The following is a 25,652-nucleotide window of genomic DNA, read 5'->3' on the forward strand; positions in this document are numbered from 1 at the left end:
GCCGGACTTGTAGCCCGTCAGGTACGGTTTGGCATGTTCCACGTAAGGGAACGCCCAGTGCGACTTGGGCACATCCACAAACGTCTGGCTTGCCTTGTTCGTACGAATGTCCACGCCGGCCGCGGCAATCATGATCTTGGCAAATTCAGCGCGCGTTACCTGATTGTTGGGACGGAATTTGCCGTCCTCGTATCCCTTGATGATTCCTTTGGCCGCCATCTCGGTGATTTCCTTGTAGGCCCAATGGCTGCGGGGCACATCGGAGAACGAGGGTGCCGCCTGAACAAACGGCACGAGAGTCAGAATCATCAGAACCGCCAGAAAAAAGGATAGGACTCGTTTCATGGGAACCTCCTGTTCGCGGTAGGATCGTTTTGCTGCTATTCAGACGGCGGACGGGGCGTCAATGTTGCAAGCGGACGGGCCTGATTCGGAAAAATGTGAAAAAAGTCTTAGGGAAATGGTTTTCCAGAAAGATTCACTGGAAGTTCCTTTTTTATTCGTTACAATAAAATGTTCTATGCTATAATGTGTTGATGGTAAACCAGAATATAACGCTTACTGAGGTGATAGACAGATGACAACGAGAACCGAGGCGACTACGGACTTAAAATCCGCCAAGTCCCCGAAAACGACAGCAGACTACGCCAAGTACTTCCAGCCCCCTTCCTTGAAGGACGCGAAAAAGCGCGGCAAGGAAGAGGTACAGGTGCATTACGACTTCGCCATCCCGGATGACATGAAGGGAATCGGGAAAGGCAAACGCTACTACGTCCGCACCTATGGCTGTCAAATGAATGAACACGACTCCGAGACAATCGCCGGGATTCTCCAGCAGATGGGCTACAGCCCGGCGGAAGAAGCGGAAGAAGCGGACGTGGTGCTGTTCAACACCTGTGCGATCCGTGAAAACGCCGAAGACAAGGTGTTTGGCGAACTGGGCAACATGAAGCGGGTGAAAAACAACAACCCCAACCTGATCCTCGGCGTCTGCGGCTGCATGTCGCAGGAGGAAAGCGTGGTCAACAAGATCCTGAAAAGCTTCCCGCACGTGGATCTCATCTTTGGTACGCACAACATTCACCGCCTGCCGGTTCTGCTGCGCGATGCCATGTTCAGCAAGGAAATGGTGATCGAGGTGTGGTCCAAAGAGGGCGACATCATCGAGAACATGCCGAAGATCCGCGAAGGCAGCATCAAGGGATGGGTCAACATCATGTACGGCTGCGACAAGTTCTGTACGTACTGCATCGTGCCGTACACGCGCGGCAAGGAGCGCAGCCGCCGTCCGGAAGACGTGATCGCCGAGGTGCGCGAACTGGCCCGCCAAGGCTTCAAGGAAGTCACCCTGCTCGGCCAGAACGTCAACGCGTATGGCAAGGATTTCCAGGACATCCACTTTGGCTTCGGCGACCTGTTGGACGAGATCCGCAAGATCGACATTCCGCGCATCCGCTTTACCACCAGCCACCCGCGCGACTTTGACGACCGTCTGATCGAAGTCCTGGCCAAAGGGGGCAACCTGGTGGAACACATCCACCTGCCCGTGCAGTCCGGTTCCAGCGAAGTGCTGAAGCGGATGGCCCGCAAATACACGCGTGAACACTACCTGGAGCTGGTGCGTAAAATTAAAGCGGCAATTCCGAACGTAGTGCTTTCCACGGACATTATCGTCGGCTTCCCCGGCGAGACGGACGAACAGTTTGAAGAAACGCTCTCCCTCGTGGAAGAGGTCCGCTACGACTCCGCCTATACCTTCATTTATTCGCCGCGGGAGGGCACGCCGGCTGCCGTCATGGAAGACAACGTGCCGATGGAGGTAAAGAAGGAGCGCCTCTACCGCCTGAACGAGCTGATGGCGAAGATCAGCCTGGAGCAGAATCAGAAGCTGCAGGACCAGGTCGTCGAGGTGCTGGTGGAAGGCGAATCGAAAAACAACCCCGAAGTGCTGGCCGGCCGCACCCGGTCGAACAAGCTGGTGCACTTCGTCGGCGACAAATCGCTGATCGGTCAGTTCGCTCACGTACGGATCACGGACGTGAAGACGTGGACCCTGCACGGAGAGATCGTGACAAAAGTCGAGGTGTAATCGAGCGATGGAACAAACAAGCCTGTACACGCAAAACGAGATTCTGGAAAAGGCCCGCGAACTGGCAGTGATGATTGCCCGCACCAAGGAAGTGGATTTTTACAAGCGGGCGGAGCAGCAGATCAAGAACAATGAACGCGTTCAGGAGCTGATCGCGGAATTAAAGAAGAAACAGAAGCAGATGGTCATGTTTGAATCGATGAACAAGCCGGAGCTGGCGAAAAAAGTGGAAGCGGAGTACAACCAGCTTCACGAGGAACTGGACGCCATCCCGATCGTGACCGAATTCAAGCAGTCTCAGGTGGATGTGAACGATCTTTTGCAGATGGTCACCAACGTGATCACCAACACGGTGTCCGAACGCATCATCCTGGACACCGGCGGCAATCCGCTGACCGGCGAAACAGGCGGCGGACCGGCAAAATCCCGTCACGACGGCTGCTGTTCGTAATCGTCTAAAAAAACGGCGCGCGATCAGTTCCCGACAAGCCTCCCCAAAATGGCAGTGGGTGTTTGCACCCTAGTCGAATGCCCTGCATACAAATGTACAGAAACGTTGTATGGAGGAGGTAACGAAATGTCGGGTATAGACAAAGACCTGCAGTGCCGGGAACTCATCGCAAAAGCCGTCTGCGGTAAAGGTCATAAATTCTCCCAAACGACCCACACCATCATACCGTCGCACACTCCTTCGACGGTCCTCGGATGCTGGATGATAAACACGAACTTCCAGGCGGAGATGGCTGGGGACGCGGTTGAAGTGACTGGTACGTACGACGTCAACCTGTGGTACTCGTTTGCCAATAACACGCAAACCGAAGTCACGCGGGAAACCGTCAAGTTCTCCGTACTCGTTCCGCTTACGTTCTTCGACAAACATTGCCGCGGCGACCTGGAAATCGTCGCCCGGGCTGTGGAACAGCCGAAGTGCGTCAAAGCCGAACTGAGCGGCGGTGGTACTGTCACGGTGAAAGTGGAAAGCGAATTTGCCGTCGAGATCATTGGCGAAACAAAAGTGTGCGTGGTCGTCTGCAACAGCTGCGATGACAAGGACTTCCACCTGCTCGGTGACTACGAAGACAGCAGCGACGAGTATGACGACTTTGATTCGGCCACTTTACTCGACGAATTGGATTAAGAGGAGAGGCACATCTCCTCTTTTTTCTTTTCCTCGGGAAGCGAGGCGGGCAGCCATCCCGCCTCACTTTTTTTCCCCGGGACACATAGGCTATAGCAGCAGAGCGGGGGTGACGGCGATGTTTATCCACGTACGCAAAAGCGGCAGGCCATCCGGGACAGACGGGCGATACGCCGCCGAAGTGATGCCGGCCAATGCCAAGGCGGCCATTGACCGTCTGTCGCAGCGCGGCCAGGCCAAAAATCTGCTCAAAATGAGCGGCATTGCGACGGCAGGAGCCCGTCCGGAGCCGGGAACGCGGACCTATCGCGTCCAACTGTATCAGTTCTATCTCTTGTATCTGGAAAAAAGTCCGGAACAGGCGCATTGGCTGTCCCAGCCGTGGGGCGAGCAGCACTTCGAGCCGGTGGCGCTGCTGCCGGATGATCCGGAAGCGCAGGTGGCCGTCAGGCTGGCGGTGCGCGCCCTTTACGCCGCGGGGCTGGAGTGCGGCCAGGTGCTGCTGACCGCGGCCTCGCCCCATCGGGTCAAAGTGGTGCGGGTGTCGCCGTATTGGCCCGCCCGCATGGCCGATCGATTTATGCGGGAGGCGCGGGACTGGTGGCTGGCCCAGAGGGACGGGCGCAGCGCTGACAGGCTGATGCTGGGAGCGGACCCGGAGTTTGCCCTGCGGGGAGCGGACGGCACGATGGTTCTGGCCTCCGACTACATGGGCAAAGGCGGGGTGGTCGGGTGCGATTCCACCCGGTATCGGGAAGAGCTGGCGCTGCACCAGCATCCGTTGGCCGAACTGCGTCCGGACCCGTCCGAAGACCCGGATGAACTGTTCGCCCACATCCGGCAGGCGCTGCTGCTCGCCCGCCGAAAGATCGCGGACAAGACGGTCGAGTGGCTGGCGGGCGGCATGCCGTTCGACGGCTATCCCGTCGGCGGGCACATCCACATCAGCGGCGTGGTCTCCGACTTTTCCCTGCTGCGCAAGCTGGACGCCTATCTCGCCCTGCCGCTGGTGCTGGTGGAAGACCCCGGCTGCCGGAAGCGGCGCCCCCGTTACGGATTCCTCGGCGACATCCGGGAAAAGGAGCACGGCGGGTTTGAGTACCGCACCCTGCCCAGTTGGCTGGTTCATCCGGATGTGACGCGGGGCATTCTTCACCTCGCCCGGCTGGTGGCCGCCTGTCACGGGCAGTTGACGGCCCGGCCCCATCTGGATCTGTCGCTAATCAGGGCGTATTACCGCGGCGACAAACAGACGCTGGTTCCGTATGTGAAAGCCCTGTGGGAAGAGCTCTCCCGCCTCTCCGCCTACCGCGACTCCCGGGACCCGCTCGACCGCTACTTTTCCTATCTGCTCGCAGGCGAAACGTGGCCGGCCGGGCAGGATCTGCGCAAAGCCTGGGGAATCGGCTAAGCGGGCGAACCGCACCGTCCTGAATACGAATCGCATCCGATCTGCGGGGAAGAGGTTCAACTTCCCCGGCCGGACATGCTATAATGTACAGGCGAGATTGCAGGCTAGGAGATCGAAAACATGGCTCAATACACTCCGATGATTCAACAGTATCTGGCGATCAAGCGAGAGTACCCGGATACTTTCTTATTTTTTCGTTTAGGCGATTTTTACGAACTGTTTTTCGACGATGCCATCACCGCCTCGCGTGAGCTGGAGATCACGCTGACCGGGCGGGACGGCGGCGGGGACGAGCGTATCCCGATGTGCGGCGTACCGCATCACTCGGCCGACGCCTATATCGCCGAGCTTTTGAAAAAAGGCTACAAGGTGGCCGTCTGCGAACAGGTGGAAGACCCGAAAGAGGCGAAAGGCGTCGTCCGCCGCGAAGTGACCCGCGTCATTACCCCGGGAACCATGATGGAGGGGAAATGGCTGACGGACAAGGAGAACAACTACATGGCGGCGATCGCCGAGGCGGACGGCCGGATGGGCGTCGCCGCCTGCGACATGAGCACGGGCGAGATGTACGTCACCTCGCTGTTCGGCAAGGCGGGAGCCGCGCTGGACGAGGCGATGCAGTACCGGCCGAAGGAACTGGTGGTGTGTGGCCTGCCGCAGGACCTGAAGCCCGACATTCCCGTCACGTACATAGAAGCCGGGGCGGTGGACGCGTTTGCCGTCGACCGGCAGTATCAGGATCAGGCGCGCGAGCTGGATCTGGCGATGCGCCTCGCCGTTAACGCGCTCCTGCACTACATCGGTTCCACGCAGAAGCGCAGCCTGACCCACATGCGGCTGATCAAGCGCTATGACGCCAAACAGTACCTGCAGATGGACAGCTTTTCCCGGCGCAACCTGGAGCTGACCGAAACCATTCGGGACAAGACCAAAAAAGGCTCTCTGCTGTGGCTTTTGGACCGTACGGAGACGGCCATGGGCGGACGCCTCCTGCGCCGCTGGATCGAGCGGCCGCTTTTGAACAAGAGCGAACTGGAAGCGCGGCTGGACGCCGTGGACCATTTGAAAGGGGATATGCTCTTGCGCTCCGACGTCCGCGCCTGCCTGGATCGTGTCTACGATTTGGAGCGTTTGGCGGGACGCGTCTCGTACGGCAACGCCAACGCCCGCGACCTGGTGCAGCTTCGCCTGTCGCTGGAGGCGGTGCCCGAACTGCGGCAGCTTCTGCTGAACGCCGGTTCCCCGGTGCTGGCCGAGCTGGCCGAAGGGATGGACGAGTGTGCCGACATCGCCGCCTTTCTGCGGTCGGCGCTGGTTGACGACCCGCCGGTTTCCGTGCGCGAAGGCGGTTTGATCCGGCCCGGATACGACGAGTACCTGGACAAGCTGCACACGGCAAGCCGCGAAGGCAAGAACTGGATTGCCCAACTGGAACAGGCGGAGCGGGAAGCGACCGGCATCCGCTCGCTGAAGGTAGGCTTCAACAAGGTGTTCGGCTACTACATCGAGGTGTCCCGCGCCAACCTGGCAAACGTGCCGGCCGGCCGCTACGAGCGCAAGCAGACGCTGGCCAACGCCGAGCGGTTCATCACCCCGGAGCTGAAGGAAAAAGAGGCGCTCATCCTGGAAGCGGAAGAAAAGATGGTGGAGCTGGAATACCAGTTGTTTACCGCGATCCGCAGCGAAGTGGCCAACCACATTCCCCGCCTGCAGGGGCTGGCCGAACGGATTGCCGCCGTGGACGTGCTGCAGGCGTTTGCCACCGTCAGCGATGAGCGCGGCTACGTGCGGCCCGAACTTGTCACGACCGGCGAGTGCATCATCCGCGAAGGGCGCCATCCGGTCGTGGAAGCGGTGCTGGATCGGGAAAAGTACGTCGCCAACGACGTGGAGATGAACCAGTCGGACCGGCAGATCCTGCTCATCACCGGCCCGAACATGGCCGGGAAGAGCACCTACATGCGCCAGATCGCGCTGATCGTCATCATGGCGCAGATCGGCTGCTTTGTTCCGGCGAAAGCGGCGAAATTGTCGCTGGTGGACCAGATTTTTACCCGGATCGGGGCGGCCGACGACCTGGTCGGCGGACACAGCACCTTCATGGTGGAAATGCTGGAGACCAAGCACGCCCTGCAGAAAGCGACGGCGCAAAGCCTGATCCTGCTGGACGAGATCGGCCGCGGCACGTCCACCTACGACGGGATGGCGCTGGCGCAGGCGGTGATCGAGTACATCCGGGAAAAGATCGGGGCCAAGACGCTCTTTTCCACGCACTATCACGAGCTGACCGGCCTGGAAGAGTCGCTGCCCGGCGTGGTCAATGTGCACGCCCGCTGCGAAGAGCGTGACGGCAAGCTCTTGTTCCTGCACAAAATCGAGCCGGGACGGGCGGACAAAAGCTACGGCATCCACGTGGCCGAACTGGCAGAGATGCCCGGCCGGGTGATTGAGCGGGCGCGGGAGATTCTCGCCGGACTGGAGGCGGGAGCCGCCGCCGCATCGGCGCAGGACGTGCAGATGACCTTGGACGCGCTGTGGGCGGCTCCTGCGGCCGCGGGGCAGGAAGAGCCTGCGTCCCGCCTGTCGCCGGAGGAAGAAGCGGTGACGGCGGAGCTGCGCGAGCTGGATTTGAACCAGATGACGCCGATGGAAGCCATGCTGAAGCTGTATGAGTGGAAACAGCGCCTGAAAAAAACGTAACGGGCCGATCCAAGGAGGAGACCGATGGGACACATTCAAGTGCTGGACGAGCATCTCGCCAACATGATCGCCGCCGGCGAAGTGGTGGAGAGGCCGGCTTCGGTCGTGAAAGAACTGGTGGAAAACGCGGTGGACGCCGGGGCAAGCGCGGTCGAGGTGCACGTGGAAGAAGGCGGGCTGCAGCTCATCCGCGTGGTGGACAACGGCCACGGCATGGACCGGGAAGACTGCCAACTGGCCTTTGAACGGCACGCGACCAGCAAGATTCGCACGACGCGCGACCTGTTCCGGATTCGTACCCTGGGGTTTCGCGGCGAGGCCCTGCCCAGCATCGCGGCTGTCTCCCGGATGGAGCTGACGAGCAGCCCCTCCAGCAGCCAGGTGGGGACGCGCCTGACGATTGAGGGCGGAACCATTACGGAGGTAGCCGACGCCGCCGCGGTCAAAGGGACGGACATTCGCGTGCGCGACCTGTTTTACAACACGCCGGCCCGGCTGAAGTACATGAAGTCGATCGCCACCGAAATCGGCCATATTTCCGACTACGTCAACCGGCTGGCGCTGACGTATCCGTCCATCGCCTTTACCCTGACGCACAACGGCAAAGTGCTCCTGCAGACCTCCGGCGACGGCAAGCTGCTGCACGTGATGGCGGCGATTTACGGCGTGCAGGTGGCCAAGCTGCTGCTGCCGATCAGCGGGGAGACACTGGACTTCCGCTGGTCGGGCTTCGTCTCCAAAACGGAAGTGACGCGGGCCAACCGCTCCTACCTGTCCACGCTGGTCAACGGCCGGTACGTCCGCCACTTTGGCCTGAACAACGCCATCCTGCGCGGCTATCACACGCTGCTGCCGGTCGGCCGCTATCCGATCGTCACGCTGCAGATCGAGATGGACCCGTCGCTCGTCGACGTCAACGTCCATCCCGCCAAGCTGGAGGTTCGTTTCAGCAAGGAAGACGAGCTGGTAGGCGCCATCGAACGCTCCGTCCGGGAGACGCTGCGCCAGGGGCTGGAGATTGTCCGGCCGATGGCGGCAGAGCGCAGGGCGAAAGTGGTGGAGCAGGTGGTGCAGCCGCAGTTTGACCTCCAGCTCCCCAAACCGGGAGCGGTGAGCAGCCCGGGCATCCCCCGCGCCGTTGATCTTCAGGCCAGTCCGCGTTTGCGGGAGTGGCTGGCAAGACAGGAGGCCCCGTCACAAGAGCCATCCCCGCATCCAGGCGGGACCGCGCCCGCTGACGTCTCCGTCGTAAAGGAAACCGCCGGGGAGTACGCGGGCCTTTCGCAGGAGCGGTCCGCGGCCGTTTCGCTGCAGGAAAATCAGGCAGCGGGAGGAATGACCGCAACTTCGGAGGCCCTTGGCACGTCTCATAGAGAGGGAAACGCGCCGTCCGGGGCAGCCGGCGGGCTGGAAACTCCGGCGGCCGATCGGCAAGCGGCGCCCCTTGCGCCGGCAGAACCTGCGCCGGTGACGGAAGCAGGCCTGGGGACAGAGCCGCCTGCTGCCGAGCCTCTCTACGCTCCCGAGACGGAACGGGCCACAGCAGAGCCCGGAGGCGATACATCGGCCGTGCCGCTGCTCTTTCCGGTCGGGCAGGTACACGGCACCTACATCGTGGCGCAGAACGACGACGGCATGTATCTGATTGACCAGCACGCCGCGCAGGAGCGGATTTTCTACGAGTACTTCATGGAAAAACTGAAGCAGGAGAGCGTCGCCAGCCAGATGCTGCTCTTCCCCCACACCGTGGAGTGCACGGCCCAGGAAGCGGTGAAGCTGGAGAAAAAGCTGCCCCTGCTGCGATCGTTTGGCCTTGACATCGAGTCGTTTGGCGGCCGCACGTTCATCGTGCGGGCCCATCCTCACTGGTTTCCGGAGGGAAGCGAGCTGGAAGTGATCGAAGAGCTGATCCAGTTTGTGCTGGAGACGGGCGAGGCGGCTCAGGTGGACATACGGGCGATGCGCGAGAAGGCCGCGATCATGATGTCCTGCAAGGCGGCGATCAAGGCCAACCGCTATCTGACCCATGCGGAGATGGAAAGCCTGCTGAACCAGCTCCGCGAAACGACCAGTCCGTTTACGTGTCCGCACGGGCGGCCGATCGTCATCCACTTCTCCAGCTACGATTTGGAGAAAATGTTCAAACGGGTGATGTAGATGCTGATTACCACCGGACTGGAACCCAGCGAGGAGACGCGCCGCCACGCGGCCGAACTGGCTGCGCAGTTTGGACTGCCGGTCGTCGAGCGGGGCGGCAGTTCGATTGAGGAGCTGCGCCGGCGCTACGGAGAGGCGGAAGTGCTGATCGTCACCGCCAAAGGGGCCCGCCTGGAAGCGGAAGGAAAGCGCCCGTTCTTTTTTCATCCGAACACGGCCGCCTTTCGTATAAAGCGCCTGGAGCGCGGTGATACTGATACTATGCTTGCCGCTTGCCAAATTCACCCAGGAGACCGCGTGCTGGACGCCACGCTCGGCCTCGGCGCCGACGCGATCGTCTTTGCCCACGCTGTCGGCCCAACCGGCCGGGTCGTCGGGATCGAGTCGGAAAAGCGCATCGCGATTCTGGTCGCAGACGGATTGCGCCACTATCCGGCCGACTCGGAGGCGCTGCGCGAGGCCATGAGCCGAATCGAAGTGCGGCACGGGCACCATCTCGACATCCTGAAAGGCCTGCCGGACCGCTCGTTTGACGTGGTCTACTTCGACCCGATGTTTGTGCGGACGGTGCACGACTCCACCGGGATTGCCGGCATCCGCGAGCACGCCAACATGGCTCCGCTGGACGCGGAGGCGGTGGCGGAGGCGCTCAGGGTTGCCAAACGGCGCGTCGTCCTGAAGGAAGGCAAGGCGGGACGGCTGTACGAGCGGTTCGGGTTTACCCCGTTTCGCACGCGCGGCCACCAGGTCGTGTACAGCTATAAAGAGACAGATGGAGGGGAGTGACTTTGCCACCAAAAGAAAAACTGGTCGTGATCGTCGGCCCGACCGCCGTGGGCAAAACGGAGTTGAGCCTCGAGCTGGCCGAACAGTTTGACGGCGAGATCATTTCCGGCGATTCCATGCAGGTCTACCGCGGCATGGATATCGGGACGGCCAAGGCGACGCCGGAAGAGCGGGCGCGCGTGCCGCACCACCTGATCGACATCATCGATCCGGATGAAGAATACTCCGTGGCGCTGTTTCAGGAAGCGGCGACCCGGCTGATCACCGAGATCAACGCGCGCGGGAAGCTGCCGTTTATCGTCGGCGGCACCGGTCTCTACATCGAGTCGGTCACCCATCGCTTTCAATTCGCCCAGGCGGAGCAGGACCCGGAGCTGCGCAGCCGGCTGCAGCGCCTGGCCGAAACGGAGGGAGTGGAGGCACTTCACCGGCGGCTCGCCGCGATCGATCCGCTGACAGCGGAACGGCTTCACCCCAACGATGTGAAACGGGTGATCCGCGCCTTGGAAATTTATGAATTGACCGGCACCAAAATGTCCGATTTTCAACATCGGGCCGAGCATTCCCCGTACGATTTGCTGATGATCGGATTGACGATGGATCGGCAAGTGCTGTACGAGCGCATCAACCAACGCGTGGACAAGATGCTGGAAGCCGGTCTGGTTGAAGAGGTGCGCCGTCTGTTGGATCAAGGCTACAGTTCGGCGCTTACGTCGATGCAGGGGCTGGGCTACAAGGAACTGATTCCGTATTTGTACGGAGAGATTACGCTGGAGAAGGCGGTCAACGACATCAAGCAGCGGACCCGCCATTTTGCCAAGCGCCAGTTGTCCTGGTTTCGGCGCATGTCGGAGGTACAGTGGTTCGATCTGACCGATCCCGCCGAGCGCCCGAAGATCGTGCAAACAATCAAGCAGATATTGGCAGGAAAGTTTCATCGATTGCCGAATATATAACATACAAGTCCTTTTAGGGGGTAATGAACATGAAACAGTCGATCAACATTCAAGATACGTTCCTGAACCACTTGCGGAAGGAGAACATCGCTGTCACCATCTACCTGGTAAACGGTTTTCAACTGCGCGGCTACATCAAAGCGTTTGACAACTTTACCATCGTGATCGACAGCGAAGGAAAACAGCAGCTTGTTTACAAGCATGCCATTTCCACGTTTACGCCGCAGCGTCCCGTGTCGCTCATGTCCCAAGAAAACAATCAGCAAGCATAGCGTCACACCAACGAAGCCGGGATCTTAGCCATCCGGGCTTTTTCACTGCCGGGGACAGGTTTCTGGGTTCCGGCACGCGAAAAAAAGCAAAAGCAGGAGACTGGTCGAATCAGTCTAGTTGTTTACATAACATATATTATGGAGAGTGAGGTCCTTGCCGTTCACGTTCGCCCACCCGGCGATCGTTTTGCCCTTTTGGCGCGTTCGCTGGCTGTCCTTTACCGCGCTGGTCTTCGGCAGCATGGCTCCCGATTTTGAATACTTTTTCCGGCTGAGGCCGTACAGCACAGTCAGCCATTCCCTGCTTGGCCTGATTGTGTTTGATCTGCCCGTCGCTTTGCTGCTGGCCGTTCTCTTTCACCGAATCGTCAAGCGCCCCCTGGTCGCCTGCCTGCCCGCCCCGTTTGACCGGGGATTGGGGTACGCTGCGGCCAAGCCCTGGGGCATCGGCTCGCTGCGTGATGGGCTGGTCTTTTCCTATTCGGCGGTGATCGGGAGCCTCACCCATATCGTCTGGGACGCGTTTACCCATCAGGGGGGGTTCATGGTCAGCCGCCTTCCGCTTCTTCAACAGCGGGTACCGGTGCCGTGGACGGGCTTGGACGTTCCCGTCTACAAGATGCTGCAGCACGGCAGTACGCTCACCGGCTTGTCGCTGATTGCGCTGACACTCTGGCTGGCGGCGCGTCGGGGAGCGGCTGCAGGTGGCGGCGGGAGAAGTCTTCCGGCCCGGACAAAATGGCTGTATTGGCTGGGCGTGGGAGGCTGCGGCCTGCTCGCGGCCGCCGCGTGGGGATGGAGCGCTGGCGGCGCATGGCCGATGGCGCGTCTGCTGGGCGGCATCGTGCCGCTTCTGTCCGGCTGCATGGCCGGTCTGCTCGTCATGTCGTTGCTGTTCGACCGGTTTGGTCCGGCAGGTGCCCACAACAGGTACCCGGCCCTGTAGAAAAAAATGGGCAGGTTTGCCAGCCCCATGAGTATACTAAGGTATGACCATGAGGCAGGTGATCGCTGGTGAAACCGTCGGGCAATCAACCGCCGGCTGATTCGATGGCAGACAAGGCTCCGCACCGCATCCAGGTGGTGTTTCGCCGGCCGGAAAAGGTCAAACGTCCGGAAACGCTGGCCGACACGGTACGTACCACCGCCCCCGGCAATGTGGCCGCTGCCTTCGACGAGCTGGAGCGGCTGATCGGTTTGCGTGAAGCCAAAAAGCTGATGTACGAGATCCACGCGCTGCTCAGGTTGAACAAGGAGCGGGAAAAGCACAACCTGAAGCTGGAGAAGCAGGTATACCACATGGTGTTCAAAGGAAATCCGGGCACCGGAAAGACGACGGTCGCCCGATTGTTTGGCAAACTCTTTCGCGAAATGGGCATTTTGAGCAAGGGACACCTGATCGAGGTGGAGCGGGCCGATCTGGTCGGCGAATTTATCGGCCATACCGCGCAAAAGACGCGCGACCTCATCAAAAAGGCGCTCGGCGGCATTCTGTTCATCGACGAAGCGTACTCCCTGGCGCGCGGCGGGGAAAAGGATTTTGGCAAGGAAGCGATCGATTGTCTGACAAAAGCGCTGGAGGACCACGGCAACGATTTTGTCTGCATTCTGGCCGGCTATACCGATGAAATGGACGCGTTTCTGGAGCTGAATCCCGGTTTGCCTTCCCGCTTTCCCATTCAACTGCGGTTTGCCGACTACACGGTAGACGAACTGATCAGCATTGCCGAGTCGATGGTGGAGGGAAAGGAATACCGGCTGTCCCCCTCCGCCAAGGAAAAGTTGCGACAGCATCTGATGCGCAAGCGCCACGACGTGTTTGAAGTCAATTTCAGCAATGCCCGCTACGTTCGAAATGCCATTGAACAGGCCATCCGCAAACAGGCGGTGCGGCTCTTGGCCGTGCCGGAACCGACGCGCGATGACGTGATGACGCTGCAGCCGGAGGATTTTGTCTGGTCCGCTTCCTAACATCCCGGACGAATTGTGGTATGATAGGGTGGAAAGGACGTGAATTCGTGGACGATGTGATCAAACGTGTCGAAACAGCCATCCTGGTCGGCTGTTTTTTGGATAATCGCGATGCGGAGCGGGCACGTCTCTCGATGGAGGAACTGCACGAGCTGGCGCGGACGGCCGGCGTCGACGTGCTCGACGTGGTCACGCAAAACCGCGAGCGCATCGATCCCGCCTGGTATCTGGGCAGCGGCAAGATTCAGGAGATCGCCCACCGCGCCCGGGAGCTGGACGTGGATCTGGTCATCTTCAACGACGAGCTGTCGCCCAGCCAGACCCGCAACCTGGACACGGTGTTCGACTGCAAGGTGATCGACCGCACCCAGTTGATCCTGGACATCTTCGCCGGACGGGCGCAGTCCCGGGAGGGCAAGATCCAGGTGGAACTGGCCCAGTACAATTACCTGCTGCCGCGCCTGGCGGGACAGGGCAGGCAACTCTCCCGCCTGGGCGGCGGGATCGGCACGCGGGGGCCCGGGGAGACCAAGCTGGAGAGCGACCGCCGTCACATCAGGCGGCGAATCAGCGAGCTGAAACAGCAGTTGGCCGACATCGTGCGCACCCGCCAACTTCACCGGGAGCGGCGCAAGAAAAACAGCGTCTATCAAATTGCGCTGGTCGGCTACACCAACGCCGGCAAATCCACCCTGTTAAACCGGCTGACCTCCGCGGACACCCTGCAGGAAGACAAACTGTTTGCCACCCTCGACCCGACGACGCGGCAGCTTTCCCTGCCAAGCGGCATGGACGTGCTTCTCACCGATACCGTCGGGTTTATCCAGGATTTGCCGACAACGCTGGTGGCGGCTTTCCGCTCCACGCTGGAAGGCGTCCAGGAAGCCGATCTGATCCTGCACGTGGTAGACAGCCACCATCCCGACCTGGAAATCCACATGGAAGTGGTGGAGCGCATCCTGCGCGAGCTGAAGGCGGACGACATCCCGCAGCTCGTGGTGTTCAACAAGGCGGATTTGATCCGCGAGGGCACGTACCTGCCGCCGGTGGACGATGCCATTCTCATCTCCGCGCTGCGGGACGACGACCTGAAGCGGCTGTTGGAGCGCATCGAATCGTACGTCTACGCTTCCTTCGACCGGATCACGCTGAAAGTGCCGGTGGAGCGCGGGGACATCGTGTCACTGCTGCACCGCGAAGGCGTCGAGATGGAACAGGCGTTTGACGAAGCGGATGCCGCTTATCTGATTACCGTACGCATCAACCGGGACCATCCCATCTACGGGAAAGTCGTCCCATTCCTCCTGGACAAGCCAGAGATTGCAGAAGAGAGTTGGTAGGAACGACGATGTTTTCATTATTCACCCATGGAGAACGGCTGCGCCCGATCGTGCAGGAAGTGGAAGCGATGATTGCCGGGCGGCATCAGGAGATTGCCGCCCTGGTCGACTACAACCAGTTGAAGGTGCTCCGTTCTTTTCAAAAGCATGAAGTAAACGAGTTTCACTTTGCCCCGTCGACGGGGTACGGCTACGACGACGCGGGCCGTTCGACGCTGGAGTCGATTTACGCGGACGTGTTTGGCGGGGAGGCGGCCCTGGTGCGGCCGCACATCATCTCCGGCACGCACGCCATCGCGATCTGCCTGTTCGGCCTGCTCCGCCCCGGCGACGAACTGCTGTACATCACCGGCAAGCCGTACGACACGCTGGAAGAAGTGGTGGGCGTGCGCGGCGAGGGGCAGGGCTCACTGAAGGATTACGGCATCGGGTACCGCTACGTGCCGCTGACGCCGGAGGGCGAGATTGACTTCCCCGCGGTGGCCGAGGCGATCACCCCGAAGACGAAGGTGATCGGCATTCAGCGGTCGCGTGGATACGCCGACCGCCCGTCGTTTACCATCGCCAAACTGGAAGAGATGATCCGCTTTGTCAAAGAGCGGAATCCGGAACTGATCGTCTTCGTGGACAACTGCTACGGCGAATTTACCGAGGAGCGGGAGCCGCTGCAGGTGGGCGCGGACATCATGGCCGGTTCGCTGATCAAAAACCCGGGCGGCGGCCTGGTCAAGACCGGCGGATACATCGTCGGCAGAAAGGACCTGGTAAAGCTCGCGTCCTACCGGATGGCCGCGCCCGGCATCGGCGCGGAAGGAGGGGCGTCGCTGTACTCCCTGCTGGAAATGTACCAGGGCTTTTTCCTCGCTCCCCACGTGGTGGGCGAAGCGCTCAAAGGGGCGATCTTCTCTTCCGCGCTGTTGGAGCGGCTGGGCTTCCGGACCAACCCGCTGTGGCACGAGCCGCGCACCGACCTGATTCAATCAGTTGAATTCGGCTCGGCGGAGCGGCTGATCGCGTTTTGCCAGGGAATCCAGAAGGCGGCCCCGGTCGATTCCCACGTCACCCCCTATCCGAGTGAAATGCCCGGCTACGCCGATCCGGTCATCATGGCGGCCGGTACATTCATCCAGGGGGCGAGCATCGAGTTTTCCGCCGACGGTCCGATCCGTCCGCCGTACCTGGGCTTCGTGCAGGGCGGCTTGACCTACTCCCACGTCAAGGTCGGCATTCTGACCGCGCTGGACCTCCTGTTGGAAAAAGGGCTGCTGGAACTTCCGACCGCGTAGACCGCGTAAACGAACCGATTACCCAAAAAACGGGTGCCCAAAAAGCGGGAAGCGTCGCGAGAGACGCTTCCCGTTTTTTCGCTTTTGCTGGCTTGTACATGCATCATTTTGTGTAATCTTTTCTCACATCCATTGACAGTATTCTTGAAAAGCCTTACAATACAACCAAGGAATTTGCGAAGAGAAGAGGAGGGACACGTCATGAGTGATGACATTCGTCGGAACATGGCACTCTTCCCGATCGGGATCGTCATGAAGCTGACCGATCTGACCGCGCGGCAGATCCGTTATTACGAGCAAAACGGACTGATCCAGCCGGCACGAACGGAAGGGAAGCAGCGACTCTTCTCCTTTAACGACGTCGATCGCTTGCTGGAAATCAAGGCGCTGATCGAAAAAGGACTCAACATCGCCGGCATCAAGCAGGTGCTGCAGCTTCAGCAGCCCGCCCCGGAAAAAACGGAGATCACCGCCACGTCCGAGGCCAAGCGGAAGGAAATGTCCGAAAAGGAACTGCATCAGCTTCTGAAGCAGCAAATTTTGTTCAACAACGCTGCTCGCCACGGCGAGAATGCGTTGATACGTGGAGAGCTTTCCCGCTTCTTCCACTAATACAAGACAACGTAAGCGATAGGAGGAGAGATCGTGAGCAAGTACACCAAGGAAGACATTATGCGTCTGGCCCAAGAGGAGGATGTCAGGTACATCCGCCTGCAGTTTACCGACCTGATGGGGGTCATCAAAAACGTGGAGATTCCGCTCTCCCAACTGCCCAAGGCGCTGGACAACAAAATGATGTTCGACGGTTCGTCCATCGAGGGCTTCGTGCGCATCGAGGAATCCGACATGTACCTGGTGCCGGACCTGGATACCTGGGTAGTCTTCCCGTGGGGCACCGAGCACGGCAAAGTGGCCCGTCTGATTTGCGATGTCTACATGCCGGACGGCACCCCGTTTGAAGGGGATCCGCGCTACATCCTGAAGCGTGCGCTGAAGGAAGCGCAAGAGATGGGCTTCACCGCTTTCAACGTCGGTCCGGAACCGGAGTTCTTCCTGTTCAAGATTGACGAGAAAGGGGAGCCGACGCTCGATCTGAACGACCAGGGCGGGTACTTTGACTTCGCGCCGCTCGACCTCGGCGAAAACTGTCGCCGCGACATCGTCCTCACCCTGGAAAAAATGGGCTTCGAAATTGAAGCGTCCCACCATGAGGTAGCGCCCGGCCAGCACGAAATTGACTTCAAGTACGCCGACGCGCTGCAGGCGGCTGACCAGATCGTCACCTTCAAACTGGTGGTCAAGACCATTGCCCGTCAGCACGGTCTGCACGCAACGTTCATGCCCAAGCCGCTGTTTGGCGTAAACGGTTCCGGCATGCACGCTCACCAATCTCTCTTCCGCGGCAGCGAAAATGCGTTCTACGACGAATCCGACCCGCTGGGCCTGAGCCAGACAGCCAAACACTACCTGGCCGGCATCCTGCACCATGCCCGCGGATTTGCGGCCATCACCAACCCGCTGGTGAACTCCTACAAGCGTCTGGTGCCCGGCTATGAAGCGCCGTGCTACGTGGCCTGGTCGGCGAAAAACCGTTCGCCGCTGGTGCGCATCCCGGCTTCCCGCGGTTTGAGCACGCGGATCGAAGTGCGCAACCCGGACCCGGCTGCCAACCCGTACCTGGCCCTCGCCGTCATGCTGAAAGCAGGGCTGAACGGAATCAAGAACAAAATGGAGCTGCCCGCAGCGGTGGATCGCAACATCTACGTGATGACCGAGGAAGAGCGCGAAGCTGCCGGCATCGAAAGCCTGCCGGCTACCTTGAAGGAAGCGATCGAGTGCCTGAAGGCCGATCCGGTCATCTGCGAAGCGCTGGGCGAGCATGCCCTGATCCACTTCATCGAGGCGAAAGAAATCGAATGGGATATGTTCCGCACCCGCGTCCACGATTGGGAGCGCGAACAGTACATGACCACCTATTGATCGGCATACAACGAAAAAAGAACCTGGTGACGGATGACGTCATCAGGTTCTTTTTTGTATGAGTTCCGCCAGCTCCGCGTCGCTGTACCGTTCCCACTCCAGCAGGGCTTGATAGGGATCGTCGCCGGGAATGCCGAAATAGCGGGCGAACGCAGGCTCCGTTTTCATTCCGTTCCGCTTCAGCTCCCGGATACCCTCTCTGGCCTGTTCGCCGGAGAGGGCCAGCAGGCGGGCCTCCATCACCATGTGGCGGTAGGCGTTTTGCCGATCGGCGGGTACGGGCTGGGCGAACAGTTCGAACGCAAATCCGCCGTGCCAAAAGGAAGTGACGCTGGACGGCACGCCGTTGACGTCACAGCGTTGCTGGGAAAAGCCGTCCTGCCGGCCAAACGCATCGCGAACGAAGCGATCGAATTCGTCCAAATCGCTCGCGCAGCAGATCACGTCCAGATCGCTGTCCGCCACGTCGATGTCCAGCGGAATCGTTCCCGCCAGCACCGGCTGGTATGCCTGCAGCCGCTCCATGATGCCCAAGCGGTGGATGGCCTCCCAGGCGGCGCGCTGTCGGGGGGTTCCCGCTTGCAGATACGTGAGGTCGTGCCAGTTGTTCACCTCAGTCTTCCTCCTGCGGGGGAAGCGTTTTGACAAACAGGACGCGGTCATGCCCCCGGCCGTCGTAATTGGACGTGTAGGGGATGCCGTCCACTTCGCCATCGCCCGGCTCGATCGAAAAGCCCATACGCGTGTGGAAACGGATGGAGGTTTGATTGACGGGCGACGTGATGCAGCGGACCGTCGTGCGGCCGTGCCGGGCCGCCACGGAAAAGAACTGTTCGTACAAGCGGCGGGCGACTCCCATCCGGCGATAGGCCGGATGTACCCCGACGAAATGGATGTATGCTTCATCCGGGTAGGTCTGGGAAAGGAAGCCGACCAGAAAGCCGATCATCTCGTTGTCCTGTTCGGCGATAAAGCTGCTCGTTTGAAAATGCTGAAAAAACAGCTTGGGCAGCATGTCGGCCATCTGCCGTCCGCCCCACCAGTCGTTGATCACGTGGATGACCGACACATAGTCGGATTCGTTTGCATGGCGAATGATCACTGGAATCGCTCCTCTCGTCTGTCAGCGCCGTCTGCCCGTACCGCCGGGGTTCGGACGGGGCTGATCAGGCAACAATGTGGACAAGGATGAAAAGAATGATGCAACGGATGGCGCCCTGATCCGTATATCCTTACAGAAAGGAGTGTACCCGATGGAGATACTGCTGTGGATCGTCATCGTGGCGTTGTTTGTCGCAAGCATCGCCGGTATTTTTCTGCCGGTTTTGCCGGATACGATATTGCTGTGGGCAGGGTTCCTGCTGTACCACTTTGTCCTCGCCGAACCGGGAGCCGGGCTGCCGGCGTCGTTCTGGTGGGGGATGGCGGTGCTGAGCTTGCTGCTGTACGGAGCCGATTTGCTGACCAACATGTACTTCGTGAAGCGGTACGGCGGTTCCAAGTGGTCGTCGATTGCCGCGGCGGTCGGCATTTTTCTCGGGATTTTCCTGTTTCCGCCGTTCGGGATGCTGATCCTGCCGTTCCTGTTTGTGGTGCTGGTGGAGCTGTTCGTCTCCAACCAACCGCTTGAGCGGGCGGTTAAGGCGGGCGTGGGATCGCTCGTCGGATTTCTCGGCAGCGCGGTCGTCAAGGTCGTCCTGCAAATCGTGATGATCATTTGGTTCTTCATCGCCGCCTTGTAGGCCCGTGAATCGAATGGGCAGCGGGATGCAACCCCTGCCCCGGATCGTTCCGGTCTGACCGCGACGATACACAGAAAGGAGCCCGTATCTTTCGCCTACGGTCGGGAAAGATACGGGCTCCTCCTTTTGCTAGTGAATCAACCGGTACACCCCGATCACTTTCCCCAGAATCGTGACCGAGTCCAGAATGATCGGTTCCATCGTGGAGTTTTCCGGCTGCAGGCGGAAGTGGTTTTTTTCCTTGAAGAAGCGCTTGACGGTGGCTTCGTCCTCATCGGTCATGGCCACGACGATGTCGCCGTTGTTGGCCACGTTTTGCTGGCGCACGATGACGTAGTCGCCGTCGAGGATGCCCGCCTCGATCATGCTGTCGCCCGACACGCGGAGCATGTACACCTTGTCCGAGGTGACGATGTGCTCCGGCAGGGGAAAGTAATCCTCGACGTGTTCCACCGCCGTAATCGGCTGCCCTGCCGTTACCTTCCCGATGACGGGCACACGAACGACGGATTCTTCGAAGTCCTCCTGGTAGCGGTCGCCATCGGTCAACAGCTCAATCGCGCGCGGCTTGGTGGGATCGCGCCGGATCAGCCCCTTCTTTTCCAGCCGGGCCAGGTGACCGTGGACGGTGGAGCTGGAGGCCAGCCCGACGGCCTCGCCGATTTCCCGAACGGACGGAGGATACCCCTTGTCGCGGACTTCCTTGCGAATGAAGTCGATAATGGCTTGTTGTCTATTGGATAGCTTGGACATGGACCACACCCCTGTTTTCTCGAACATGTTTTCTATATTATACCATGGGATCTTGCGTTCGACAAACATAAGTTCGATTTCAACTTGACACAAAACACATGTTCGCATTATGATGAGAACAAGACGATAGAACGTATGTTTGCAGGGGGATGGTATCATGCATGCAATTTCCGCACACAACCGCTTTGCCAAAAAACCGGAGCGCCGCAGCCGCATCGGTGTGACACGCGGTCAAGCATTGGTGTTTTTCGTGGTATTCTCTCTCTTTTTTTACTTCTTGACAGAACTTGTGTTCGCATCCGAGTCGGCGTCGGTCGTTCCCGTGAAGGAAGTGACGGTTCAGCCGGGGGACAGCTTGTGGAAAATTGCCGTCCAGTACCAGGACGAAGCCGGCATGGAAGTGCGTGAACTGGTGTACGCGATCAAAAAGATGAACCGGCTGGACAACTCCAACATTTACCCCGGACAGCGCCTGGCTGTTCCCGTCGGAGAGTAGACGGCAGCGCAGGCAGCGGAGCAGGCCCAAGTATTTCCTTTCGTTTGCGTTGTGCCGCCGATGTGTTATAATAGAGCGGCATTATCGAGAGTAGGGGGAGAGGCTGTGGTAACCGACGCGGAAATCAAACGGATCAACGAGTTGGCCAAGAAATCCCGCGAAGAGGGCCTGACCGACGAAGAAAAACAGGAGCAGCAGGCGCTGCGGCGCAAGTACATCGATGCTGTCAAGGCGTCCCTGCGGGCCAACCTGGAATCGATCCGCTATGTGGAAGATCTTGAAGAAAACGGTCCCAAACATTAAGATAACGTGTACTGGCACAGGAAGGCATCCACGCATGACGCTTGGATGTCTTTTTCTACGACGAAATGGGCCGAACAGGGAGGAATGCGCATGTCGTGGCTGGTTGTCGCAGTGGGCGGCGCCGTGGGATCAATCATGCGGTACGGATTGGGCTTGGTGATGAACCAGCCGGGCTGGCCGGCAGGTACGTGGGCGGCCAACGTTGTGGGTTCGTTTTGCATCGGGCTCTTGTACGCCTGGGGAAAGGAGCGGGGGTTTCTCTCGCCGGAGCTGTACCTGCTCTTCACCACCGGGCTGTTGGGCGGCTTTACGACCTTTTCCACCTTTTCTCTGGAGGTGGTCACCTTTTTCGGAGACGGGAACATCGGACGCGGATTGGCGTATGTGCTGCTCAGCGTAGGCATTGGCCTGTTGGCCTGCGGAGCCGGGGTCTGGCTGGGCCGGCATGTGGGCTGAGCCAGCCGCGTTCGAAGTGAAAGGAGGATGGACGTGACGATTCGGCATCCGGATTACGAACAGGAACAAAAACGGCTGGATGAAACGGTGTCCGCCATCGAACGGGAGATCGAGATGCTGCGCGAAGAAGTTCGGGAAGTGACCGACGACTACGTGAAGCAGGTGGTCGCTTACAAAAAGGCCAAGGAACTGCGGTATCTGGAAGACCAAGGGAAGGACAAACCGTACTTCGGCCGGGTGGACTTTCTCAAGGACGAGACGTACGAGCTGGACATCGTCTATATCGGCAAGCGCGGGATCGTCCGGAGCGATACGTTTGATGCGCTGGTCGTGGACTGGCGTGCTCCGATTGCCGGCCTCTACTACAGCGGCGAGAGCAAGGACGCCTTCTACCGGACCGACAAGGGCATCGTCCGCGGAGAAGTTCGCCTGAAGCGGAACTTTGCCATCGAAAAGGGGAAGATTACCGGAATCTACGACGGGGCGGTCAAGGAGACGATCCACCGGGAAATGGGCCATCCCGACGAGTTTCTCCAGGAAGGGTTTATCGATGAGTTTCTCGCCGCCAATCTGAACCAGACAAACGACAGTCGGCTGAAGGACATCGTGGCGACCATCCAGTCCGAACAAAACGACATCATTCGGGCGGACAAAGACCGTCCCATCGTCGTCCAGGGGGTGGCCGGGAGCGGGAAGACCACCATCGCGCTGCACCGCCTCTCCTACCTGATTTACAACTACCAGGACTCGATGATGTCGAAAAAATTCATGGTGTTTGCGCCGAACCGCCTGTTTCTCAACTACATATCGGACGTGCTTCCGGAACTGGGTGTGGATGACGTCCAGCAGGCCACGTTTCTGGACTGGGCAGCCAAGCTGGTCAAGCCGCTTCTGCCCAAAGGCTGGCGCATCACCGACCCGCAGAAGCTGCTGCGCCTGTTTTTCGAGGAAGGACAGGACCGGCGGGAACGGGAGATGACGCAAAACCGCCTGCGGTTCAAAGGCTCGCTCGCCTGCAAGGCTGCCTTGGACAACTATCTGCGCTATCTGGCGGAGACGGAGATCCCGTTTAAAAAGTTGAGCTTTGTCTACAGCCGGACCCAACAGGTCTTTTCCATCAGCGGAGAGACGATCCGGGAACTGTTTACCGGCTCATTCGGCCACCTGCCCTATCGAAAGCGTCTCGAGGCGCTGCGCAAGCATCTGAAGCAGGAGATGAACAAACAACTGTTTGCCCATCTGCGAACGATGCGGATCGATTTGGACAAACAGGGATTGACAAAGTTTGAGCGGATGATGGAACAGATCCTGGAGAAGTACTTGTCGTCCTTCCCGCAGGTGGATGTCTTTGCGGCGTACCGGAAGCTGATCACGGATGAGACGCTGCTCAGACGCCTGGCGCCGGATGACGTGGAGGATAGCGTGATTGCGGACGTCTGCCGATCGTCGGCGGCGCTGTTTGCCGAAGAGCGGATCGAGCCGGAAGACGTGGCGCCGCTGTTGTACCTGCGCCATCTGGTGGACGGGCTCGAACAGGCGGAGCAGTTCGACCATACGGTGGTGGACGAGGCGCAGGATCTCAGCGCCTTGGAGATCGCCGTGATCGCCCTGGTGACGAAGCGCCAGTCCTTGACCGTGGTGGGTGACATCGCGCAGGGCATCCACGCCTACCGGGGCCTGCAGTCGTGGGACGAATTGACGGGCGGTGTCTTTGGCCAGCCTGCCGCCGCGTACTACACGCTGGCGCAAAGCTATCGTTCCACGATTGAGATCATGCGCTGCGCCAACGAGGTGCTGCGCAGGATTCGCCTGCCCGAGTCGGTGATGGCCAAGCCGGTTCTGCGGCACGGGGAAAAGCCGAAGATGCTGTCGTACGCGGCTCCGGCCGAAAAGTGGGAACAAACAGCGCGGCTCGTCCGGGAGCTGCAGGAAGAAGGCTTTCAGACCGTCGCCATCGTCGCCAGGACGGCCGAAGAGAGCAAACAGGCGTACAAGGCGCTGCGCGGCGCGATCAGCGAGCTGGTCCTGCTCGGCTCCAAAGACAGCCGGTTCCCCGGCGGCGTGACGGTCATGCCGGCGTATTTGACCAAAGGGCTGCAGTTTGACGCGGTGATCCTGCTGGATGTGGAGCGGTACACGGACAGCGAGTGGGACGCCAAGCTGCTGTACGTGGCGATGACCCGTCCCGTTCACCGCTTGTTGATGCTGCACGAAGCGGGGCGGATGACCCCGCTGCTGCGGGACGTTCCCGACGAGTTGTTGTACGGAAGATCATAGAGGACGCTTTGTTCAAAAAAGAAAGAAGCTCTCTGCGAAGGATGTCGCGCAGAGAGCTTTTTCATTGGAATCAGTGATCCCCGTGATTGCCTTTGGACGGATTGGTGATGACGTAGCCTTCTTCCGGCAGGTACAGGTAGTCAATGACCACGCCGTCCAGCAGAGGCTCGTCCTTGCTGACGATCACGTCGATCTCCTTGTCGGTGGAGACGACCGCGTCGTCGGCGCCGGGCTTGTCCAGCGCCAGGCCGTAGTGGGCGTGGTCGCTGTGCTTATGCGTGACGTAGACGCGCAGTTTCAGCTCCTTGTCTTCTTCCTGGTCCAGCACGGCTTTCAGTTGCTTCGCGGCGTTGCGGGTGATTTTTACATTCATGCGGGGCAGTCTCCTTACTATTAAAAAAGTGTCCTCTCCATCTTACCAAACAGGAAAATCGATGTGCAATGCGCAAAGTGTTAAAATGGAAGGAAGAGAGGAGAGGAATCTGCATGACCATTGATTTGCGCAGCGACACGGTGACCAAACCGACGGAAGCGATGATTCGCGCGATGGCGGAGGCGGAAGTGGGAGACGACGTGTACGGGGAGGACCCGACCGTCAACAGGCTGGAGAGCATCGCCGCAGAACGACTGGGGATGGAAGCGGCGCTGTTCGTCACCAGCGGCACCCAGGGAAACCAGGTGGCGGTGCTGACCCACTGCGTCAGCGGGGACGAAGTGATTATGGAGGCCAATTCCCACATCTTTTACTACGAAGGGGGAGCGGTTGCGGCGCTGGCCGGCGTGCAGACGCGGACGCTGGCGGGGGTTCGCGGCGCGCTGCAGGCGGCCGACGTGGCCCGTGCCATCCGCGGTGCCGACATTCACTTTCCGCGAACCAGGCTGGTGTGCATGGAAAATACGCACAACCGGGCTGGCGGCGCCGTGGTTGCGCCGGAACAGATGGAGGCCGTGTACGAAACAGCCAAACGACACGGGGCAGCCGTTCACCTCGACGGAGCCCGCCTGTTCAACGCAGCCGTTGCGTTGAGACGGGATGTGACGGAGTTTACCCGCCATACCGACTCAGTCACCGTCTGTTTGTCCAAGGGACTGAGCGCCCCCGTCGGTTCCATTCTGGCCGGCGATCGGGCATTCATCGAAGAGGCCCGCTGGTGGCGCAAAAAGCTGGGCGGCGGCCTGCGGCAGGCGGGCTACCTCGCCGCGCCCGGGATACTCGCGTTGACGGAAATGACGGAGCGGCTCCAGGAGGACCACGCCCGGGCACGCATGCTGGCGGATGGGCTGCGCAAGCTCGGCCTGCACGTGGAGCCGGTGGAGACCAACATCGTCCTGGTCCGCACGGAATCGGCCGGACTGACCGCCGGGCAGTTTTTGGCCCGCCTCGATGAACGGGGCGTGCGGGCCGTCGATTTTGACGAATACGTGGTCCGCTTCACCACCCACCGCCATATCGGCGACCAAGACATCCTCAAGACGCTGGAGATCATCGAATCGGTCTTGACGGCGTAACGGCAGAAACGTGCAGCATGCGTCCATCGC

General features: G+C 60.0%; 26 protein-coding genes. 21 read left to right on the top strand and 5 right to left on the bottom strand.

Features of this window, described 5'->3' with window-relative positions; genetic code table 11:
- A partial coding sequence (locus M516_RS25945; RefSeq protein WP_238550960.1) for an S-layer homology domain-containing protein occupies positions 1-345 on the bottom strand: 345 nt, incomplete at its 3' end.
- Positions 346-577: 232 nt separating this feature from the next.
- Between M516_RS25945 and miaB the strand changes: the two genes are divergently transcribed.
- The 15 genes from miaB (at position 578) to glnA (ending at position 18,086) form a co-directional block, all read left to right on the top strand.
- Positions 578-2,089 (top strand): tRNA (N6-isopentenyl adenosine(37)-C2)-methylthiotransferase MiaB, encoded by a 1,512-nt coding sequence (miaB, locus tag M516_RS0110255; RefSeq protein ID WP_029099045.1) that lies wholly within the window; start codon positions 578-580, stop codon positions 2,087-2,089.
- A 7-nt stretch (positions 2,090-2,096) separates the two neighbouring features.
- The gene (locus M516_RS0110260; protein WP_029099046.1) at positions 2,097-2,540 is read left to right on the top strand and encodes a YlbF/YmcA family competence regulator; all 444 of its coding nucleotides are present in this window, start codon (positions 2,097-2,099) and stop codon (positions 2,538-2,540) included.
- Between the two features lie 126 nt (positions 2,541-2,666).
- The gene (gene cotE, locus M516_RS0110265; protein WP_029099047.1) at positions 2,667-3,227 is read left to right on the top strand and encodes an outer spore coat protein CotE; all 561 of its coding nucleotides are present in this window, start codon (positions 2,667-2,669) and stop codon (positions 3,225-3,227) included.
- Between the two features lie 118 nt (positions 3,228-3,345).
- The gene (locus M516_RS0110270; protein ID WP_029099048.1) at positions 3,346-4,638 is read left to right on the top strand and encodes a putative amidoligase domain-containing protein; all 1,293 of its coding nucleotides are present in this window, start codon (positions 3,346-3,348) and stop codon (positions 4,636-4,638) included.
- Between the two features lie 120 nt (positions 4,639-4,758).
- A complete protein-coding gene (gene mutS, locus M516_RS0110275; RefSeq protein ID WP_029099049.1) occupies positions 4,759-7,338 on the top strand; it encodes a DNA mismatch repair protein MutS in 2,580 nt (859 codons plus the stop codon).
- A 24-nt stretch (positions 7,339-7,362) separates the two neighbouring features.
- Positions 7,363-9,495, top strand: a complete 2,133-nt coding sequence (mutL, locus tag M516_RS0110280) for a DNA mismatch repair endonuclease MutL (protein ID WP_029099050.1) — start codon at positions 7,363-7,365, stop codon at positions 9,493-9,495.
- The gene (locus M516_RS0110285) at positions 9,496-10,281 is read left to right on the top strand and encodes a class I SAM-dependent methyltransferase (RefSeq protein WP_029099051.1); all 786 of its coding nucleotides are present in this window, start codon (positions 9,496-9,498) and stop codon (positions 10,279-10,281) included.
- Entirely contained in the window at positions 10,278-11,237 is a 960-nt protein-coding gene (gene miaA / locus M516_RS0110290; protein ID WP_029099052.1) for a tRNA (adenosine(37)-N6)-dimethylallyltransferase MiaA, read from the top strand. The genes M516_RS0110285 and miaA overlap by 4 nt, the downstream gene beginning before the upstream one ends.
- 29 nt (positions 11,238-11,266) lie before the next feature.
- Positions 11,267-11,509, top strand: coding sequence for an RNA chaperone Hfq (gene hfq, locus M516_RS0110295; protein ID WP_029099053.1), 243 nt, complete (start codon positions 11,267-11,269; stop codon positions 11,507-11,509).
- 154 nt (positions 11,510-11,663) lie between these two features.
- Positions 11,664-12,455, top strand: a complete 792-nt coding sequence (locus M516_RS23255; RefSeq protein ID WP_051188181.1) for a DUF4184 family protein — start codon at positions 11,664-11,666, stop codon at positions 12,453-12,455.
- A gap of 68 nt (positions 12,456-12,523) precedes the next feature.
- Positions 12,524-13,480 (top strand): AAA family ATPase, encoded by a 957-nt coding sequence (locus tag M516_RS0110305; RefSeq protein ID WP_029099054.1) that lies wholly within the window; start codon positions 12,524-12,526, stop codon positions 13,478-13,480.
- A gap of 47 nt (positions 13,481-13,527) precedes the next feature.
- Positions 13,528-14,820: a GTPase HflX gene (gene hflX / locus M516_RS0110310; RefSeq protein WP_029099055.1), complete on the top strand. Its 1,293-nt coding sequence runs from the start codon at positions 13,528-13,530 to the stop codon at positions 14,818-14,820.
- An 8-nt stretch (positions 14,821-14,828) separates the two neighbouring features.
- Entirely contained in the window at positions 14,829-16,106 is a 1,278-nt protein-coding gene (locus M516_RS0110315) for a methionine gamma-lyase family protein (protein ID WP_029099056.1), read from the top strand.
- A 201-nt stretch (positions 16,107-16,307) separates the two neighbouring features.
- Positions 16,308-16,718, top strand: a complete 411-nt coding sequence (locus M516_RS0110320) for a MerR family transcriptional regulator (RefSeq protein WP_029099057.1) — start codon at positions 16,308-16,310, stop codon at positions 16,716-16,718.
- A 33-nt stretch (positions 16,719-16,751) separates the two neighbouring features.
- The gene (gene glnA, locus M516_RS0110325) at positions 16,752-18,086 is read left to right on the top strand and encodes a type I glutamate--ammonia ligase (RefSeq protein WP_029099058.1); all 1,335 of its coding nucleotides are present in this window, start codon (positions 16,752-16,754) and stop codon (positions 18,084-18,086) included.
- Between the two features lie 42 nt (positions 18,087-18,128).
- Here glnA and M516_RS0110330 read toward each other — a convergent pair whose 3' ends face one another.
- Together M516_RS0110330 and M516_RS0110335 are read right to left on the bottom strand one after the other, a co-directional pair.
- On the bottom strand, positions 18,129-18,698 hold the full coding sequence (locus M516_RS0110330) for a DUF4269 domain-containing protein (RefSeq protein ID WP_029099059.1): 570 nt from the start codon (positions 18,696-18,698) through the stop codon (positions 18,129-18,131).
- 1 nt (position 18,699) lies between these two features.
- On the bottom strand, positions 18,700-19,188 hold the full coding sequence (locus M516_RS0110335) for a GNAT family N-acetyltransferase (RefSeq protein ID WP_029099060.1): 489 nt from the start codon (positions 19,186-19,188) through the stop codon (positions 18,700-18,702).
- A 151-nt stretch (positions 19,189-19,339) separates the two neighbouring features.
- Between M516_RS0110335 and M516_RS0110340 the strand changes: the two genes are divergently transcribed.
- Positions 19,340-19,828, top strand: a complete 489-nt coding sequence (locus M516_RS0110340; RefSeq protein ID WP_029099061.1) for a DUF456 domain-containing protein — start codon at positions 19,340-19,342, stop codon at positions 19,826-19,828.
- Between the two features lie 129 nt (positions 19,829-19,957).
- Here M516_RS0110340 and lexA read toward each other — a convergent pair whose 3' ends face one another.
- A complete protein-coding gene (lexA, locus tag M516_RS0110345; protein WP_029099062.1) occupies positions 19,958-20,581 on the bottom strand; it encodes a transcriptional repressor LexA in 624 nt (207 codons plus the stop codon).
- A 157-nt stretch (positions 20,582-20,738) separates the two neighbouring features.
- Here lexA and yneA point away from each other — a divergent pair, with 157 nt between their 5' ends.
- The 4 genes from yneA to M516_RS0110365 all read left to right on the top strand — a co-directional run bounded on the left by yneA (position 20,739) and on the right by M516_RS0110365 (position 24,113).
- Positions 20,739-21,077: a cell division suppressor protein YneA gene (gene yneA / locus M516_RS0110350; RefSeq protein ID WP_029099063.1), complete on the top strand. Its 339-nt coding sequence runs from the start codon at positions 20,739-20,741 to the stop codon at positions 21,075-21,077.
- A 105-nt stretch (positions 21,078-21,182) separates the two neighbouring features.
- Positions 21,183-21,380: a DUF896 domain-containing protein gene (locus tag M516_RS0110355; protein ID WP_029099064.1), complete on the top strand. Its 198-nt coding sequence runs from the start codon at positions 21,183-21,185 to the stop codon at positions 21,378-21,380.
- 90 nt (positions 21,381-21,470) lie between these two features.
- Positions 21,471-21,836: a fluoride efflux transporter CrcB gene (crcB, locus tag M516_RS0110360; protein ID WP_029099065.1), complete on the top strand. Its 366-nt coding sequence runs from the start codon at positions 21,471-21,473 to the stop codon at positions 21,834-21,836.
- A gap of 33 nt (positions 21,837-21,869) precedes the next feature.
- The gene (locus M516_RS0110365; RefSeq protein ID WP_029099066.1) at positions 21,870-24,113 is read left to right on the top strand and encodes a HelD family protein; all 2,244 of its coding nucleotides are present in this window, start codon (positions 21,870-21,872) and stop codon (positions 24,111-24,113) included.
- Between the two features lie 70 nt (positions 24,114-24,183).
- On the opposite strand, the gene M516_RS0110370 is transcribed toward M516_RS0110365, so the two are convergent.
- Positions 24,184-24,486 (bottom strand): HesB/IscA family protein, encoded by a 303-nt coding sequence (locus tag M516_RS0110370; RefSeq protein WP_029099067.1) that lies wholly within the window; start codon positions 24,484-24,486, stop codon positions 24,184-24,186.
- Positions 24,487-24,599: 113 nt separating this feature from the next.
- Between M516_RS0110370 and ltaE the strand changes: the two genes are divergently transcribed.
- Positions 24,600-25,622, top strand: a complete 1,023-nt coding sequence (gene ltaE, locus M516_RS0110375; RefSeq protein ID WP_029099068.1) for a low-specificity L-threonine aldolase — start codon at positions 24,600-24,602, stop codon at positions 25,620-25,622.
- Positions 25,623-25,652 lie beyond the last annotated feature (30 nt).

Origin of the sequence: Brevibacillus thermoruber 423 (genome assembly GCF_000454065.1) — a bacterium.
Classification (GTDB): domain Bacteria; phylum Bacillota; class Bacilli; order Brevibacillales; family Brevibacillaceae; genus Brevibacillus; species Brevibacillus thermoruber.